This window comes from Pseudomonas sp. HD6515 (genome assembly GCF_024971855.1).
GTDB lineage: Bacteria > Pseudomonadota > Gammaproteobacteria > Pseudomonadales > Pseudomonadaceae > Aquipseudomonas > Aquipseudomonas alloputida.
Map to the genome: position 1 here is coordinate 4,743,410 of NZ_CP079827.1, position 16,008 is coordinate 4,759,417.

At 61.3% G+C, this 16,008-nt stretch carries 12 protein-coding genes; 1 reads left to right on the plus strand and 11 read right to left on the minus strand.

What is annotated here, in order from left to right; all coding sequences use genetic code 11:
* Position 1: 1 nt before the first annotated feature.
* The 11 genes from galE to mtnA form a co-directional block, all read right to left on the minus strand.
* Positions 2–958: a UDP-glucose 4-epimerase GalE gene (gene galE, locus KW568_RS21995; RefSeq protein ID WP_259536793.1), complete on the minus strand. Its 957-nt coding sequence runs from the start codon at positions 956–958 to the stop codon at positions 2–4.
* A gap of 224 nt (positions 959–1,182) precedes the next feature.
* Positions 1,183–2,619, minus strand: a complete 1,437-nt coding sequence (locus KW568_RS22000) for an MBL fold metallo-hydrolase RNA specificity domain-containing protein (RefSeq protein WP_259536795.1) — start codon at positions 2,617–2,619, stop codon at positions 1,183–1,185.
* Positions 2,620–2,721: 102 nt separating this feature from the next.
* Complete coding sequence (locus KW568_RS22005) at positions 2,722–2,985, minus strand: lipopolysaccharide assembly protein LapA domain-containing protein (protein ID WP_003252676.1); 264 nt, start codon at positions 2,983–2,985, stop codon at positions 2,722–2,724.
* Between the two features lie 21 nt (positions 2,986–3,006).
* Positions 3,007–3,303, minus strand: coding sequence for an integration host factor subunit beta (gene ihfB / locus KW568_RS22010; protein WP_003252675.1), 297 nt, complete (start codon positions 3,301–3,303; stop codon positions 3,007–3,009).
* Between the two features lie 474 nt (positions 3,304–3,777).
* Positions 3,778–5,454 (minus strand): 30S ribosomal protein S1, encoded by a 1,677-nt coding sequence (gene rpsA, locus KW568_RS22015; RefSeq protein WP_003252673.1) that lies wholly within the window; start codon positions 5,452–5,454, stop codon positions 3,778–3,780.
* 124 nt (positions 5,455–5,578) lie between these two features.
* Positions 5,579–6,256, minus strand: coding sequence for a (d)CMP kinase (gene cmk, locus KW568_RS22020; RefSeq protein ID WP_003252672.1), 678 nt, complete (start codon positions 6,254–6,256; stop codon positions 5,579–5,581).
* A gap of 5 nt (positions 6,257–6,261) precedes the next feature.
* Positions 6,262–8,469: a bifunctional prephenate dehydrogenase/3-phosphoshikimate 1-carboxyvinyltransferase gene (locus KW568_RS22025; protein ID WP_259538937.1), complete on the minus strand. Its 2,208-nt coding sequence runs from the start codon at positions 8,467–8,469 to the stop codon at positions 6,262–6,264.
* A 189-nt stretch (positions 8,470–8,658) separates the two neighbouring features.
* On the minus strand, positions 8,659–9,753 hold the full coding sequence (gene pheA, locus KW568_RS22030; protein ID WP_003252669.1) for a prephenate dehydratase: 1,095 nt from the start codon (positions 9,751–9,753) through the stop codon (positions 8,659–8,661).
* Position 9,754: 1 nt separating this feature from the next.
* The gene (gene serC / locus KW568_RS22035) at positions 9,755–10,840 is read right to left on the minus strand and encodes a 3-phosphoserine/phosphohydroxythreonine transaminase (RefSeq protein ID WP_010952806.1); all 1,086 of its coding nucleotides are present in this window, start codon (positions 10,838–10,840) and stop codon (positions 9,755–9,757) included.
* 147 nt (positions 10,841–10,987) lie between these two features.
* A complete protein-coding gene (gyrA, locus tag KW568_RS22040) occupies positions 10,988–13,759 on the minus strand; it encodes a DNA gyrase subunit A (RefSeq protein WP_060538873.1) in 2,772 nt (923 codons plus the stop codon).
* 362 nt (positions 13,760–14,121) lie between these two features.
* Positions 14,122–15,198, minus strand: a complete 1,077-nt coding sequence (gene mtnA, locus KW568_RS22045; protein WP_004575797.1) for an S-methyl-5-thioribose-1-phosphate isomerase — start codon at positions 15,196–15,198, stop codon at positions 14,122–14,124.
* Positions 15,199–15,308: 110 nt separating this feature from the next.
* Between mtnA and ubiG the strand changes: the two genes are divergently transcribed.
* Positions 15,309–16,007: a bifunctional 2-polyprenyl-6-hydroxyphenol methylase/3-demethylubiquinol 3-O-methyltransferase UbiG gene (gene ubiG / locus KW568_RS22050; RefSeq protein ID WP_003252662.1), complete on the plus strand. Its 699-nt coding sequence runs from the start codon at positions 15,309–15,311 to the stop codon at positions 16,005–16,007.
* Position 16,008 lies beyond the last annotated feature (1 nt).

Sequence of the window (16,008 nt, forward strand, 5' to 3'; positions counted from 1 at the left end):
ACTACTTATAACCTTGGGGGTTCTTGCTTTGCCAACCCCAGGAGTCTTTGCACATGTCATTCAGATCGAACTTGGCATGCCAGCCCAGTTCTTTTTCTGCCAGCGCAGGGTTCGCGTAACAGGCGGGAATATCACCGGGACGACGAGCGCAGACCTCATAAGGAATGCTCTGCCCAGAGGCGGCCTGGAATGCCCTGACTACCTCCAGCACACTGTATCCCTTCCCGGTCCCCAGGTTGATGGCCCTGAATGCCGGGCGCTTGCTCGTCTGTAGTGCTCGCACATGGCCAGAGCCAAGATCGACGACATGAATGTAATCTCGCACACCGGTGCCATCCGCCGTATCGTAATCGCCCCCCCACACACTCAACCTCTCGCGCCGCCGCACAGCGACCTGCGTCACGAATGGCATCAGATTGTTGGGTATTCCATGGGGATCTTCGCCAATCAATCCACTGGGATGAGCGCCTACCGGATTGAAGTAACGGAGCACGGTGATGCACCACTGCGGATCAGCAGCATGGACATCAGCCAGGATTTGCTCCGCCATCAGCTTACTACGCCCGTAGGGGTTGGCTGCCGACAGGGGATGGGATTCATCCAGAGGTAGATACTGCGGGTCACCGTAAACGGTCGCGGAGGAACTGAAGACCAGATGCTTGACCTCGAGTTCTTGCATGACCTGCAGCAGTATCATGGTGCCAGAGACATTATTGTCGTAGTAAGCCAATGGGATCTGGGTGGACTCACCCACCGCCTTCAAACCTGCCAAGTGGATAACAGCGCTACAACCATGCGCCTCCATTACAGCACGCAAACGTTCGGCGTTTCGAACGTCACCCTCTTCGAATATGACCGCACGACCCGATATGGTTTCGATTCTTTCCACAACCCCACGGCTACTGTTTGAAAGGTTGTCGTAAATGACAACTTCATAGCCAGCCGCCAACAACTCCACACATGTATGCGAGCCAATATAGCCCGCCCCCCCCCGTCAGCAATATCTTTTCCATATGCAATCGTTGTTCTAATCGAGACGCCCCGCTTACGGGGCACATGCAAGGATTCTAGCACGGCCCACCTTGCAGCCCTCTCATCTCTACAACCTGATTTCGGCCAGCAAGCCCCTCCTTCAAGCGACATAGTCGATGTCGCCGTCAACGCCCGACGACTGACCTCCACTCAGGGAATGCTTACACTGAACGCCTTGTCCAACAGACTACAGCGACTGACCAAGGCTCGCGCCAGTGCCTGCTTCACCTGCGCCTCACCATGTACGAGAACAACCTTGCGGGCAGGGAGTCCAGTGCATAGCGCGAAACGTACCAAGTCTGCCTGGTCCGCATGCCCGGAGTAGCCGCGCATCGATATGACTTTTGCCCGCACCTCATGCATTCGGCCATCCATGTCCAATTGCACAAAGCCCTCCGCCCCCTCACTCGCCTGAATAACTGCCCCCGGAGTCCCCTTGGCCTGATACCCCACAAACATAACCTCATGCCGTGGATCCCCCAGCATAGCCTTGAGATAGTTGACAATCCGCCCACCCGTACACATGCCGTTGCCGGCAATCACGATAGCCGGCCGCCAGGTACTCTTGAGGTAGTTCACCACCTGCTGGTGCTTCGCGTGGCTATCCACGCTAACCAGTTGACTGAAACGGAGCGGGTCACGCCCTTCAACAAAGCGCGCCCTGGCTTCGGCATTCCAATAGTCATGCAGCTCCCGGTAAACGGCAGTGATGCGCTGGGCCAGGGGTGAGTCGAGGATAATTGGCAGTTGCGACCAGTCGAGAGGGTCGCCATCGGCTATCTGGTCTGGGTCTGCTCTGTTCAGCAAGGCTTTGCGGTGCAGAATGTCTTCCAACTCGTACAGCAGCTCCTGGGTACGACCAAGACTGAATGCGGGAATCAGGAGGGTGCCCTTGTCGGCGAGGGCTCGGTCGATGGCGTCTTCCAGCCGCTGACGGCGGTCGCCTGCCTGTGGGTGCAGGCGGTCGCCGTAAGTGCTTTCCAGCACCAGCACATCGGCACGCTCCGGAGGTTGCACCGGGCGCAGCAGCGGGTTGCCACAAGCGCCCAGGTCACCAGAAAACACATACCGGGTGTTGGTGTGCTCATGCTGCATATCACACTCGACATAAGCGGAACCCAGCAAATGCCCTGCACGCTGCAGGCGAATACGGCAGGCAAGACCAGGGTACTCAACCACCGTGTGCCACTGCTCAAAGGGCAGCGGCACGATAAGGTCACGGATGAAGTCGAGATAGCGCGCCACCTGCGCAGGCTCGCTGCTGATGCTCAGCTTGTAGGCGTCTTCCAGTACCAGCGGCAGCAGCCGAGCCGAGGGCTCGCTGCACAGGATAGGGCCACGGTAACCCGCTGCCAGCAGCGCAGGGATGCGCCCAACATGGTCGAGGTGGACATGGGTGATGACCAGAGCCTGAATACCCTGGATATCAAAACCGAGGGGGGCGGATGCTGCACCGGGCGGCGCATCACTTCCCTGTTCCAGCCCGCAGTCGACCAGCAAACTGGTGGATGGGCCGAGGTGCAGCTGGTGACAGGACCCGGTGACACCCCGGGTACCACCGTGATGGGAAAGGCTGGGATATTCCATGCTGCGCACACTCGCCTGGACCGAAAATGAAGTGGGCTATTACTCCATGACAGCCGACGCATGCATAGGTGAACCTTTCTTTAATAGGTATAGGAAATTTCCTTAGTTGCCGTTCAGTGCCGCCTGACGGGCAGAAGCCCTGATCTTGCGCTTGCTACGCTGCACGCCGTAAGCCCCCAGCAATGGCCCGACCGCCAGGCCAATGACCAAGGCAGCCAATACCAGAACAGCAACCGGCATGGCTGGCGTAGCCCAACCGAACAGGACCAATGACACGGCTTGCTGGTTCTCCAGCACGAAGAACAGCACCACAGCCGCCAACAGCAGCACGAACACTGCCGCCAGGGCGCGCTTGAGGTTACGCATCAGAATTCTCTCCTTGGTAGATCAGGCTTCAGCCTCGTCTTCTTCATTGACCCGATCACGCAGCTCTTTGCCGGGTTTGAAGTGCGGCACGAACTTGCCTTCGAGGCTGACCGACTGGCCGGTCTTCGGGTTACGGCCCACGCGGGGGGCGCGATAGTGCAGCGAGAAGCTGCCAAAACCGCGGATCTCGATGCGATCGCCGGTAGCCAGGCATTGCGACATCTGCTCAAGCATGGTCTTGATGGCCAGCTCCACATCCTTGGACGAGAGCAGCCCCTGATGGGTGACAATACGTTCGATCAGCTCCGACTTCGTCATATTTTTCCCTTCGTTATCAAGCAGCTAGATCATTGCTTAACCAGTTTGTAGCACGCTGGGAAGGATTTGAACAGGGTGGATCTTGACTTAATAAAAAAATTCAAGATTGAAGTAATTCAAGAATGGTCTACCACTCAGGCAGGCCAGCGCTGCCTGATTCGCGGGCAAGCCCGCTCCTACAACGGGGCGTGTCAGCCTGAGGCGAGTGTGATCCAGTACCATCGATGTAGGAGCGGGTTTACCCGCGAACACCGGCGAAGCCGGTGCCATCCACCGCGCCGCCTGATTCGCGGGCAAGCCCGCTACTGCAACGGGGTGCGTCGGCCTGAGGCGAGTGCGATCCAGCGCCATCGGTGTAGGAGCGGGTTTACCCGCGAACACCGGCGAAGCCGGTGCCATCCGCCGCGCCGCCTGGTTGCGGAGCATAAAAAAAGGGCGACCCGAGGGTCGCCCTTTTTACCGATCAAACAGAACTCAGTTCTGCTTGGCCATTGCTTCGCGCAGCAGCGCAGCCATGGTGGTGTCGGCAGCAGCTTCCGGAGCGTTTTTCAGGCTCTGGATAGCTTCGCGCTCTTCAGCGTCGTCTTTCGATTTGATCGACAGGCTGATAACGCGGGACTTGCGGTCAACGCTGATGATCTTGGCTTCGATCTCTTCGCCTTCCTTCAGAACGTTACGCGCGTCTTCAACGCGGTCACGGCTGATTTCGGAAGCTTTCAGAGTGGCTTCGATGTCGTCGGCCAGGGTGACGATGGCGCCTTTGGCGTCAACTTCTTTCACGATGCCCTTGACGATAGCGCCCTTGTCATTGACAGCAACGAAGTTGGAGAACGGATCGTCTTCCAGCTGCTTGATGCCCAGGGAGATGCGCTCGCGCTCTGGGTCAACCGACAGGATGACAGTTTCCAGCTCGTCGCCCTTCTTGAAACGACGCACGGCTTCTTCGCCGGTTTCGTTCCAGGAGATGTCGGACAGGTGAACCAGGCCGTCGATGCCGCCGTCCAGACCAATGAAGATACCGAAGTCGGTGATCGACTTGATGGTACCGGTGATCTTGTCACCCTTGTTGAACTGGCCGGAGAAGTCTTCCCATGGGTTGGACTTGCACTGCTTGATGCCCAGGGAGATGCGACGACGCTCTTCGTCGATGTCCAGAACCATGACTTCCACTTCGTCGCCAACCTGAACGACTTTCGACGGGTGGATGTTCTTGTTGGTCCAGTCCATTTCGGAAACGTGTACCAGACCTTCAACGCCTTCTTCCAGCTCAGCGAAGCAGCCGTAGTCGGTCAGGTTGGTAACGCGAGCCTGTACGCGAGTACCTTCTGGGTAACGGGCAGTGATAGCTACCCACGGATCTTCGCCCATCTGCTTCAGACCCAGCGAAACGCGGTTGCGCTCACGGTCGAACTTCAGAACGCGTACGTCGACTTCGTCGCCAACGTTAACGATTTCCGATGGGTGCTTGATGCGCTTCCAAGCCATGTCGGTGATGTGCAGCAGGCCGTCGATACCGCCCAGGTCCACGAATGCGCCGTAGTCGGTGAGGTTCTTGACGATACCTTTGACTTGCTGGCCTTCCTGCAGGGTTTCCAGCAGGGCTTCGCGCTCGGCGCTGTTCTCGGCTTCCAGCACGCTGCGACGGGAAACGACAACGTTGTTGCGCTTCTGGTCCAGCTTGATGACCTTGAATTCCAGCTCTTTGCCTTCCAGGTGGGTGGTGTCGCGCACTGGGCGGACATCAACCAGGGAGCCCGGCAGGAACGCACGGATGCCGTTAACGTCGACAGTGAAGCCGCCCTTAACCTTACCGTTGATAACGCCCTTGACCACTTCTTCGGCGGCGAAAGCTGCTTCCAGAACAATCCAGCACTCGGCGCGCTTGGCTTTTTCACGGGACAGCTTGGTTTCGCCAAAGCCGTCTTCGACCGCGTCCAGCGCAACGTGAACTTCGTCACCGACCTTGATGGTCAGCTCGCCAGCTTCGTTGTAGAACTGCTCGAGCGGGATGACGCCCTCGGACTTCAGGCCAGCGTGTACGGTAACCCAGTCGCCGTCGATGTCGACAACGATACCGGTGATGATCGCACCCGGCTGAAGATTGAGGGTTTTCAGGCTTTCTTCAAAGAGTTCTGCAAAGCTTTCGCTCATTTTAATTCCTGTAGATTCGGGCGAAACAGACGCCCATAACCACATTCCAGACAATGTGGGTTCGTTTTAAGTAAAGGAAAGCCGGCAGGACGTTGACTGGTGCCCCTGCCTGCTTTCCTGGCTATCAGATAAGGTCGCGCTGGGCGATCTCGCTTCTGATACGTTGCAACACCTGCTCGATGGACAACTCGGTAGAGTCCAACTGAATGGCATCGGCCGCTGGCTTCAGCGGGGCCACTGCACGTTGGGTGTCACGTTCATCACGCGCACGAATCTCATCCAGCAGACTCGACAGACTAACATCTTCACCCTTGCCCTTCAACTGCAGGTAGCGGCGACGTGCGCGCTCCTCCGCGCTGGCGGTGAGGAAGACCTTCAATGGCGCATCCGGGAACACCACGGTACCCATGTCGCGACCGTCAGCAATCAGCCCCGGCACTTCGCGGAACTCACGCTGACGCACCAGCAGCGCATCACGCACTGCCGGCAACGAGGCCACCATCGATGCACCAGCACCGACGGTTTCGGTACGGATGACGTTGCTGACGTCCTCACCCTCAAGGATGATCTGTTGCAGCTTACCGGGCTCGGCAGCAATGAACTGCACATCCAGATGGGCGGCAAGTTTGGTCAGCAGCTCTTCGTTGGTCAGGTCGACGCCATGGTTGCTGGCATTGAATGCCAGCAAGCGATACAGCGCGCCGGAGTCCAGCAGCTTCCAGCCCAGCTCGCGGGCAATCAGCCCAGCGACCGTGCCCTTGCCCGAGCCGCTTGGCCCGTCGATGGTGATAACCGGTGCCATTGAATTCACGACTTGCCCTCTTCTGCCACGCGAATCCCCACTTCGGCGCACAGCGCCAGGAAGTTGGGGAACGAGGTGGCGACGTTGGCGCAGTCGTGAATGCGAATCGGCGCACTGGCGCGCAGCGAAGCCACACTGAAGGCCATGGCGATGCGGTGGTCACCATGCCCATGCACTTCGCCGCCGCCCAACTGGCCGCCGTCGATGATGATGCCGTCCGGGGTCGGCTCGCACTTGATGCCCAAGGTGGTGAGGCCATCGGCCATCACCTGGATGCGATCGGACTCCTTCACCCGCAGCTCCTCGGCGCCACGCAGCACGGTACGCCCTTCAGCGCAGGCAGCGGCCACGAACAATACCGGGAATTCGTCGATGGCCAGCGGCACCAACGCTTCAGGAATGTCGATACCCTTCAACTTGGCACCGCGCACACGCAGGTCGGCCACGGGTTCGCCGCCCACTTCACGCTGGTTTTCCAGGGTGATGTCGCCGCCCATCAGGCGCAGGATGTCGATCACGCCGGTACGGGTCGGGTTGATGCCGACATGCTCCAGCACCAGCTCGGAGCCTTCAGCGATAGAGGCTGCGACCAGGAAGAACGCGGCCGAGGAAATGTCAGCCGGCACTTCGATCCGGGTAGCGGTCAGCTTGCCACCGGACTGCAGCGAGGCCACCGGGCCATTGCTGTCGACCGAGTAGCCAAAACCGCGCAGCATGCGCTCGGTGTGGTCACGGGTAGGTGCAGGCTCAGTGACAGTGGTCTTGCCTTCGGCGTACAGGCCGGCCAGCAGCAGGCAGGATTTGACCTGGGCGCTAGCCATTGGCAGCGTGTAGGTCAGCCCTTTGAGCTTGTGGCCACCGCGGATGGTCAGCGGCGGGCGGCCGTCCGGGCCGGTCTCGACCACAGCACCCATTTCGCGCAGCGGGTTGGCCACACGGTTCATCGGGCGCTTGGACAGCGAGGCGTCGCCCGTCATGGTGACATCGAACGACTGACCGGCCAACAGGCCCGACAGCAGGCGCATCGAAGTACCGGAGTTACCTACGTACAGCGGCCCAGGTGGCGGCTTGAGGCCATGCAGGCCCACGCCGTGAATGGTCACACGACCGTGGTTGGGGCCTTCGATGACCACACCCATGTCACGGAATGCCTGCAGGGTTGCCAGCGCATCTTCGCCTTCGAGGAAGCCTTCGACCTCGGTAGTACCTTCGGCCAGCGAGCCGAGCATGATCGAGCGATGGGAAATCGACTTGTCGCCCGGTACACGGATCCGCCCGTTCAGGCGGCCACCCGGTTGGGCCTGGAAAATCAGATCGTTGGCGTTCATAGCGTCCACATAGGCCCGGCGGGCCAGGATTTTACTGAAATGCTCGCGGGCAACCCGTGCGCGGGTGAATACACCCAGCAGTTGGTGCCCATCCCCTTCAGCGATCGCGTCGCGCAGGGCGTCGAGATCGCTGCGATATGTATCAAGCGTGTGCAGGACAGCGTCGTGGTTGGCGAGGAAGATGTCATGCCACATGGTCGGATCGCTGCCGGCGATTCTTGTGAAATCGCGGAATCCACCCGCAGCGTACCGGAAGATCTCGAGGTTTTCATTGCGTTTGGCCAGTGAGTCGACCAGGCCAAAGGCCAGCAGATGTGGCAGATGGCTGGTGGCGGCCAGTACTTCGTCATGGCGTTCGACCGACATGTGCTCCACATCGGCATCCAGCGCACGCCACAGGCGGTCAACCAGGGCCAGCGCGGCGGGGTCGGTTTCGGCCAGCGGCGTGAGGATGACCTTGTGCCGGCGGAACAAGGTGGCATTGGAGGCTTCTACCCCGCTCTGCTCGGAACCGGCAATGGGGTGGCCCGGGACGAAGCGCGGCAGGCGATCACCGAAGACGGCACGCGCTTCCCGCACGACGTTGCCCTTGGCGCTGCCGACGTCGGTGATGATTGCATCACCCAGGTCGAGCTGGGCCAGGCGCGCGAGGACTTTTTCCATGGCCAGGATCGGTACGGCCAGCTGAATGACATCGGCGCCCACGCAAGCGGCGGCGAGGTCTTCTTCGCAGCGGTCGACCACGCCCAGGGCCACGGCCTGCTTGCGCGAGGGGGCGTCCAGGTCGACACCGACCACTTCGCGGCACAGGCCGCTTTCACGCAGGCCCTTGGCGAACGAGCCGCCGATCAGGCCCAGGCCGACCACGACCAGGCGGTCGATGATAGGTGCGGGTTTGGTTTTTGCTGCATTTACCACTGGTGCGAACCCTGTTCTGAAATCTGGACAGCCGGTAAGAGCCATTGGGGCTGCTTTCCAGCCCATCGCGACGCAAGGCCGCTCCCACAATGCGCTACACCTGTGAGAGCGGCCTTGTGTCGCAATGGGGCGCGAAGCGGCCCCAACAACCTCAGATCAAAGCACCGCCTTCGGATACGAGCCCAGCACCTTCAGCGCCACAGCCTCCTGGCTGATCTGCTCGAGCACCGCCTTGATCAGCGGGTCGCGGTGGTGACCGACGAAATCGATGAAGAACACGTAGGTCCACTTGCCGCTGCGCGACGGGCGGGTCTCGATGCGGGTCAGGTCGATGCCGTTCTGATAGAACGGCACCAGCAACTCATGCAACGCACCTGGCTTGTTGCTCATCGAAACGATGATCGAGGTCTTGTCGTCGCCGGTCGGCGGTACTTCCTGGTTACCGATCATCAGGAAGCGCGTGGAGTTGTCCGGGCGGTCTTCGATCTTCTCTGCCAGACGGGTCAGGCCGTACAGGTTGGCCGCCATATCGCCGGCGATCGCCGCCGAATTCCACTCACCCTTGACCCGCTTGGCCGCTTCGGCATTGCTCGATACGGCCACGCGCTCCACGTTCGGGTAGTGCGCGTCCAGCCACTTTCGGCACTGGGCCAGCGACTGGGCGTGGGAGTAGATGCGGGTGATGCTGTCGGTCTTGGTGTTCTCGCCCACCAGCAGGTGGTGGTGGATACGCAGCTCGACTTCACCGCAAATCACCATGTCATGCTCGAGGAAGCTGTCCAGGGTGTGGCTGACCGCACCTTCAGTGGAGTTTTCCACCGGCACCACACCGAAGTTGACGGCACCGGCCGCCACTTCACGGAACACTTCGTCGATGGCCGCCATCGGCCGACTGATCACCGCGTGGCCGAAGTGCTTCATGGCCGCCGCCTGGGTGAAGGTGCCTTCAGGGCCGAGGTAGGCGATTTTCAGCGGCTCTTCCAGGGCCAGGCACGACGACATGATTTCGCGGAACAGCCGCGCCATCTCTTCGTTGCCCAGCGGGCCCTTGTTGCGCTCCATCACGCGCTTGAGCACCGCAGCTTCACGCTCGGGACGGTAGAACACCGGCTTCTCGCCTTCCTTCAGCGAGGCTGTCTTGACCCGGGCTACTTCTTCGGCGCAGCGGGCGCGGTCGCTGATCAGCTCGAGGATTTTCTCGTCGAGGCTGTCGATGCGCACGCGCAGCGCCTTGAGCTCCTGTTCGGACATGTCAGCCATGCTCCTTCTCGAATTCAGCCATGTAGCCTACCAGCGCTTCTACCGCTTCCAGGCCCAGGGCGTTGTAGATGGAGGCGCGCATGCCGCCCACCGAACGGTGGCCCTTGAGGTTGAGCAGGCCACGCGCGTCGGCGCCAGCGAGGAAGGCCTTGTCCAGGCGCTCGTCAGCCAGGCGGAACGGCACGTTCATCCACGAACGGGCGTTGACGCTGATCGGGTTGGTGTAGAACTCGCTGCGGTCGATGAACCCGTAAAGGCGGTCTTTCTTGGCACGGTTGCGCTGCTCCATGGCCTCAACACCGCCCTGCTCTTTCAGCCACTCGAAGACCAGGCCAGAGAGGTACCAGGAGTAGGTGGCCGGGGTGTTGTACATCGACCCGTTGTCAGCCGAAACCTTGTAGTCGAGCATGGTCGGGCAGCTGCTGCGGGCATGACCCAACAGGTCTTCGCGCACGATCACGACCACCAGGCCGCTTGGGCCGATATTCTTCTGCGCGCCGGCGTAGATCAGGCCGAACTGCGACACATCGATCGGGCGCGAGAGGATGTCGGACGACATATCGACCACCAACGGCACGTCACCGGTTTGCGGCACCCAGTCAAACTGCAGGCCACCGATGGTCTCGTTGGACGCATAGTGCACGTAGGCAGCGTTTTTGGTCAGGTTCCACTCGTTCTGGCCGGGGATGGCCAGGTAGTCGTAAGGCTTGGCAGTGGCGGCGACGTTGACGTTGCCGAAACGGCGCGCTTCCTCGATGGCCTTTTTCGACCAGATACCGGTTTCGATGTAATCGGCCGTGCCGTTTTCCGGCAGCAGGTTCAGCGGGATTTCAGCGAACTGCTGGCTGGCGCCCCCTTGCAGGAACAGCACCTTGTAATTGGAGGGGACGGACAGCAGGTCACGCAGGTCCTGCTCGGCCTTTTCGGCGATGGCCACGTAATCGTCGCTGCGATGGCTCATTTCCATCACCGACAACCCCTTGCCACGCCAGTCCAGCATCTCGGCCTGTGCGCGCTGCAGGACAGCGTCAGGAAGCGCGGCAGGGCCTGCGCAGAAGTTAAAGGCTCGTTTGCTCACATCCACTCTCGCTCTGCCAAATAGAACAAAATCGTAATTCGGTGGCCACATTCCATGCAGGATCGGTGGCGCCTGCATCGCGGGCAAGCCCGCTCCTACACAGTCAAACGGGGCGACCTTGGTCGCCCCGCTCGGGTTTACGCTCGCTTACTCTTGCGGGGCCTCGTCGGCACCCGCAGCTTCTTCATTTTCATTGTCTGGCGCTGCAGCCTCGACACCCTCCTCGTCCGTCTCGATCACTTCATCGAGCTCGTCCTCGGATGGCTCCTGGATACGCTCCAGGCCCACCAGTGTCTCATCGGCCGCCAGCTTGATCAGCGTAACACCCTGGGTGTTGCGGCTCAGGCTGGACACCTCGCCAACCCGGGTGCGAACCAGCGTGCCCTGGTCGGAAATCAGCATGATCTCCTCGCCTTCCTGCACCTGGATAGCCCCAATCAGCAGGCCGTTGCGCCCTTTGGTACCCATGGCGATCACACCCTGGCCACCACGGCCGCGACGCGGGAACTTGGACAGCGGGGTGCGCTTGCCAAAGCCACGCTCGGAGGCGGTGAGGATCTGCGAGCCGGACTCCGGGATCAGCATCGAGATGATCCGCTGGCCTTTGCCCAGTTTCATGCCGCGTACACCACGGGCGTTGCGACCCATTTCACGCACGACGCTCTCGGCAAAGCGAATGACCTTGCCAGCGTCGGAGAACATCATGACTTCCTTGGCGCCATCGGTGATGGCCGCGGCAATCAGAGTGTCGCCTTCCTTCAGCTTCAGGGCGATCAGGCCGTTGGAGCGCGGACGGGCGAACTGCACCAGCGGGGTCTTCTTGACGGTACCGGACGCGGTCGCCATGAAGATGTACGCGCCGGTCGGCTCTGCAACCCACTCCGGGGTGTCGCCGTCTTCTTCGTCGACTTCCTCGGCCTCCACCAGCTCACCCTCGAGCACGGTGTCATCAGCCTCGTCCAGTTCTTCGTCGAGGTCGGCGTTCTGCTGCAGCGCTTCGAGGTCGATCTGCAGCATGGCGGTGATGCGCTCACCCTCCTCCAGCGGCAGCAGGTTGACCAGCGGACGACCGCGAGCAGCGCGGGACGCTTCGGGGATTTCGTAGGTCTTCTTCCAGTACACCTTGCCCTTGCTGGAGAACAGCAACAGGGTGGCATGGCTGTTGGCGACCAGCAGGTGCTCGATGTAGTCCTCGTCCTTCACGCCGGTCGCCGACTTGCCTTTGCCGCCGCGGCGCTGGGCCTGGTAGGCGGACAATGGCTGGGTCTTGGCATAACCACCATGGGAGATGGTGACCACGCGCTCTTCTTCCGGGATCATGTCGCCGTAGTTGAGGTCGTGGCTGGCATTGAGGATTTCGGTGCGGCGCACATCGCCGTACTCGGCACGGATGGCCTCCAGCTCCTCGCGAATCACTTCCATCAGGCGCTCGGCGCTGCTGAGGATGCGGATCAACTCGCCGATCTGCTCGAGGATTTCCTGGTACTCGGCCAGCAGTTTCTCGTGCTCCAGGCCGGTCAGGCGGTGCAGGCGCAGGTCGAGAATGGCCTGGGCCTGTTCCGGCGACAGGAAGTACTTGCCGTCATGCAGGCCGTACTGCTCCGGCAGGTCCTCAGGGCGGCAGGCGTCGGCGCCGGCGCGCTCGACCATGACCTGCACGGCACTGGATTCCCACGGTGTCGAAACCAGGGCTTCCTTGGCTTCGGACGGCGTCGGCGAGGCCTTGATCAGGGCAATGACCGGGTCGATGTTGGACAGCGCGACCGCCTGGCCTTCAAGGATATGGCCGCGTTCACGGGCCTTGCGCAGCTCGAATACAGTACGGCGGGTCACCACTTCACGGCGGTGGCGGACGAACGCTTCGAGCAGGTCCTTGAGGTTGAGCAGGCGTGGACGGCCGTCGACCAGGGCCACCACGTTGATGCCGAATACGCTCTGCAGCTGGGTTTGCTGGTAGAGGTTGTTGAGCACCACCTCCGGCACCTCACCGCGACGCAGCTCGATGACGATGCGCATGCCGTCCTTGTCGGACTCGTCGCGCAGCTCGGTGATGCCTTCGATTTTCTTCTCTTTGACCAGCTCGGCGATCTTTTCGATCAGGCGCGCCTTGTTCAGCTGGTACGGCAGCTCGGTGATCACGATCTGCTGGCGGCCGCCAACCTTGTCGATGTCTTCGATCTCGGAGCGGGCGCGCATGTAGATGCGGCCACGGCCGGTGCGATAGGCCTCGATGATGCCCTGGCGACCGTTGATGATGCCGGCAGTCGGGAAGTCCGGGCCAGGGATGAACTGCATCAGCTCATCGATGGTGACTTCCGGGTTGTCGATGAGCGCCAGGCAGCCATCGATGACCTCGCCGAGGTTATGCGGCGGGATATTGGTCGCCATGCCCACGGCAATACCGCTGGAACCGTTGACCAGCAGGTTGGGAATACGCGTCGGCATGACCGCCGGGATCTGCTCGGTGCCGTCGTAGTTGGGCACCCAGTCGACGGTTTCCTTGTGCAGGTCGGCCAGCAGCTCGTGGGCCAGTTTGGTCATGCGCACTTCGGTGTATCGCATGGCGGCAGCGTTGTCGCCGTCCACCGAACCGAAGTTGCCCTGGCCGTCGACCAGCAGGTAGCGCAACGAGAACGGCTGGGCCATACGCACGATGGTGTCGTAGACCGCAATGTCGCCGTGCGGGTGGTACTTACCGATCACGTCACCGACCACACGGGCGGATTTCTTGTACGGCTTGTTCCAGTCGTTGCCCAGTTCGCTCATCGCATAGAGAACGCGGCGATGCACGGGCTTCAAGCCGTCACGCGCATCGGGCAGCGCTCGCCCGACAATCACGCTCATCGCGTAGTCGAGGTAAGACTGTCTCAGTTCGTCTTCGATATTGACCGGGAGGATTTCTTTGGCCAGTTCGCCCATGAGAAGCCTGATTCCTTTTTCTGGTGAAACTTCGCAGCTCCATCAAGGGCCGAACGAAGCTCGCCGCCGCAGCGCATAAGGGTGCGACGACTTACGACAAATCAATGAGTTGTGCCATGGATCTGCGCAATGAAGGCCGCCACTTTGGGCGGTCTTGGAAACTGCCGGATATTATCACAAAGGCGGGGGCGGTGGGGAGATCTGTACGGCAGTGCACGGTCATTGTGGGAGCGGCCTTGTGTCGCGATAGGGCTGCACAGCAGCCCCGGCAATTTTTGCTTCTTCGCCGACATCCCGGGGCCGCTTTGCGGCCCTATCGCGACGCAAGGCCGCTCCCACAAAGTACGCGTTCTACCGGGGTATCAGTGCAGGCGCTTGCGGCAAATCAACTGGGCCAGTTTGGCGGTATCCGGGCGCTCGACAACACCCCGTTCGGTCACGATAACGTCAATCAGGTCGGCCGGGGTCACGTCGAACACCGGGTTGAATACCTGCACATCCCGTACCGCCGGGGCACCGCCAAAGTCCAGCCACTCGTCGGCGTCACGCTCTTCCAGGGGAATATCCTCGCCGGTTGCCAGGTTCAGGTCGATGCTGGTGCTCGGCGCCACCACCATGAAGCGCACACCATGGTGCATGGCGCTGACCGCCAACTGGTAGGTGCCGATCTTGCTGGCCACGTCGCCATTGGCAGCGATGCAGTCCGCGCCCACCACCACCCAGGTGATGCCCTTGGTCTTCATCAGATGCGCCAGCGCCGAGTCGGCGCACAGGGTCACCGGAATTCCCTCGTTGGCCAGCTCCCAGGCCGTCAGGCGCGAGCCCTGCAGCCAAGGGCGAGTCTCACCGGCATAAACCCGCTCGACCATGCCTTCCAGGTAGCCGGCACGGATCACCCCCAGTGCGGTGCCAAAGCCGCCACTGGCAAGGGCGCCGGCGTTGCCGAAGGTGAGCAGGGCCTGGGCATTGCCCTGATGACGACGGATCAGCTCGATACCCTGCTGGGCCATGGTCAGGTTGGCCTCACGGTCGCTTTCGTGAATGGCCACCGCTTCGGCCTCCAGCGCCGCCAGAACGTCTTCTTCCGGACGCAGGCGCAGCAGACGCTCGCGCATGCGGTTAAGCGCCCAGAACAAGTTGGCGGCGGTAGGACGCGCTTCGGCGAGGGTGAGAAAGTCGTCTTCCAGTTCCATTTCCCAATCGCCGCCTTCGGCCAGCCGCTCTTCAAGGGCCAGTACCAGGCCGTAAGCTGCGGCAATACCGATCGCCGAGGCGCCGCGCACTGCCATGTCACGGATGGCTGCGGCCACCTGCGCAACATTGTCGCAGGCCAGCCAACGCTCCTCCGACGGCAGCAGGCGCTGGTCGAGCAGGTGCAAGGCGCCGCCCTGCCAGCGGATCGCGGTCACCTTCTCCGCCGCCAAAAGTCGCTCGCGCATCGCCTCTCCCCGTCATTCGGATATCAAAAACCGGCGATTATAGCGACCCTCGCGGCCAAGCGCTCGGGTATACTCCGGCGCAATTTTGCGAAGTTTCAGAGGACTGTTCAATGAGCAACGTCGACCGCGCCGAAATCGCCAAGTTCGAAGCGCTGGCCCACCGCTGGTGGGACCGCGAAAGCGAGTTCAAGCCGCTGCACGAAATCAACCCGCTGCGCGTCAACTGGATCGACGAGCGCGTCAGCCTGGCCGGCAAGAAAGTGCTGGACGTGGGTTGCGGTGGCGGCATCCTCAGCGAAGCCATGGCCCTGCGCGGCGCCACGGTCACCGGTATCGACATGGGCGAGGCGCCACTGGCGGTGGCTCAGCTGCACCAGCTGGAGTCCGGCGTGCAGGTGGAATACCGGCAGATCACCGCCGAAGCCCTGGCCGAGGAAATGCCCGAACAGTTCGACGTGGTCACCTGCCTGGAAATGCTCGAGCACGTGCCCGACCCGTCTTCGGTGATCCGCGCCTGCTACCGCATGGTCAAGCCGGGCGGCCAGGTGTTCTTCTCCACCATCAACCGCAACCCCAAGGCCTACCTGCTGGCCATCGTCGGCGCCGAGTACATCCTGAAGATGCTGCCGCGCGGCACCCATGACTTCAAGAAATTCATCCGCCCGTCCGAGCTGGGCGCCTGGAGCCGCGATGCAGGCCTGCAGGTGAAGGACATCATCGGCCTCACCTACAACCCGCTGACCAAGCACTACAAGCTCAACAGCGACGTCGACGTCAACTACATGATCCAGACCCTGCGCGAGGAATAAG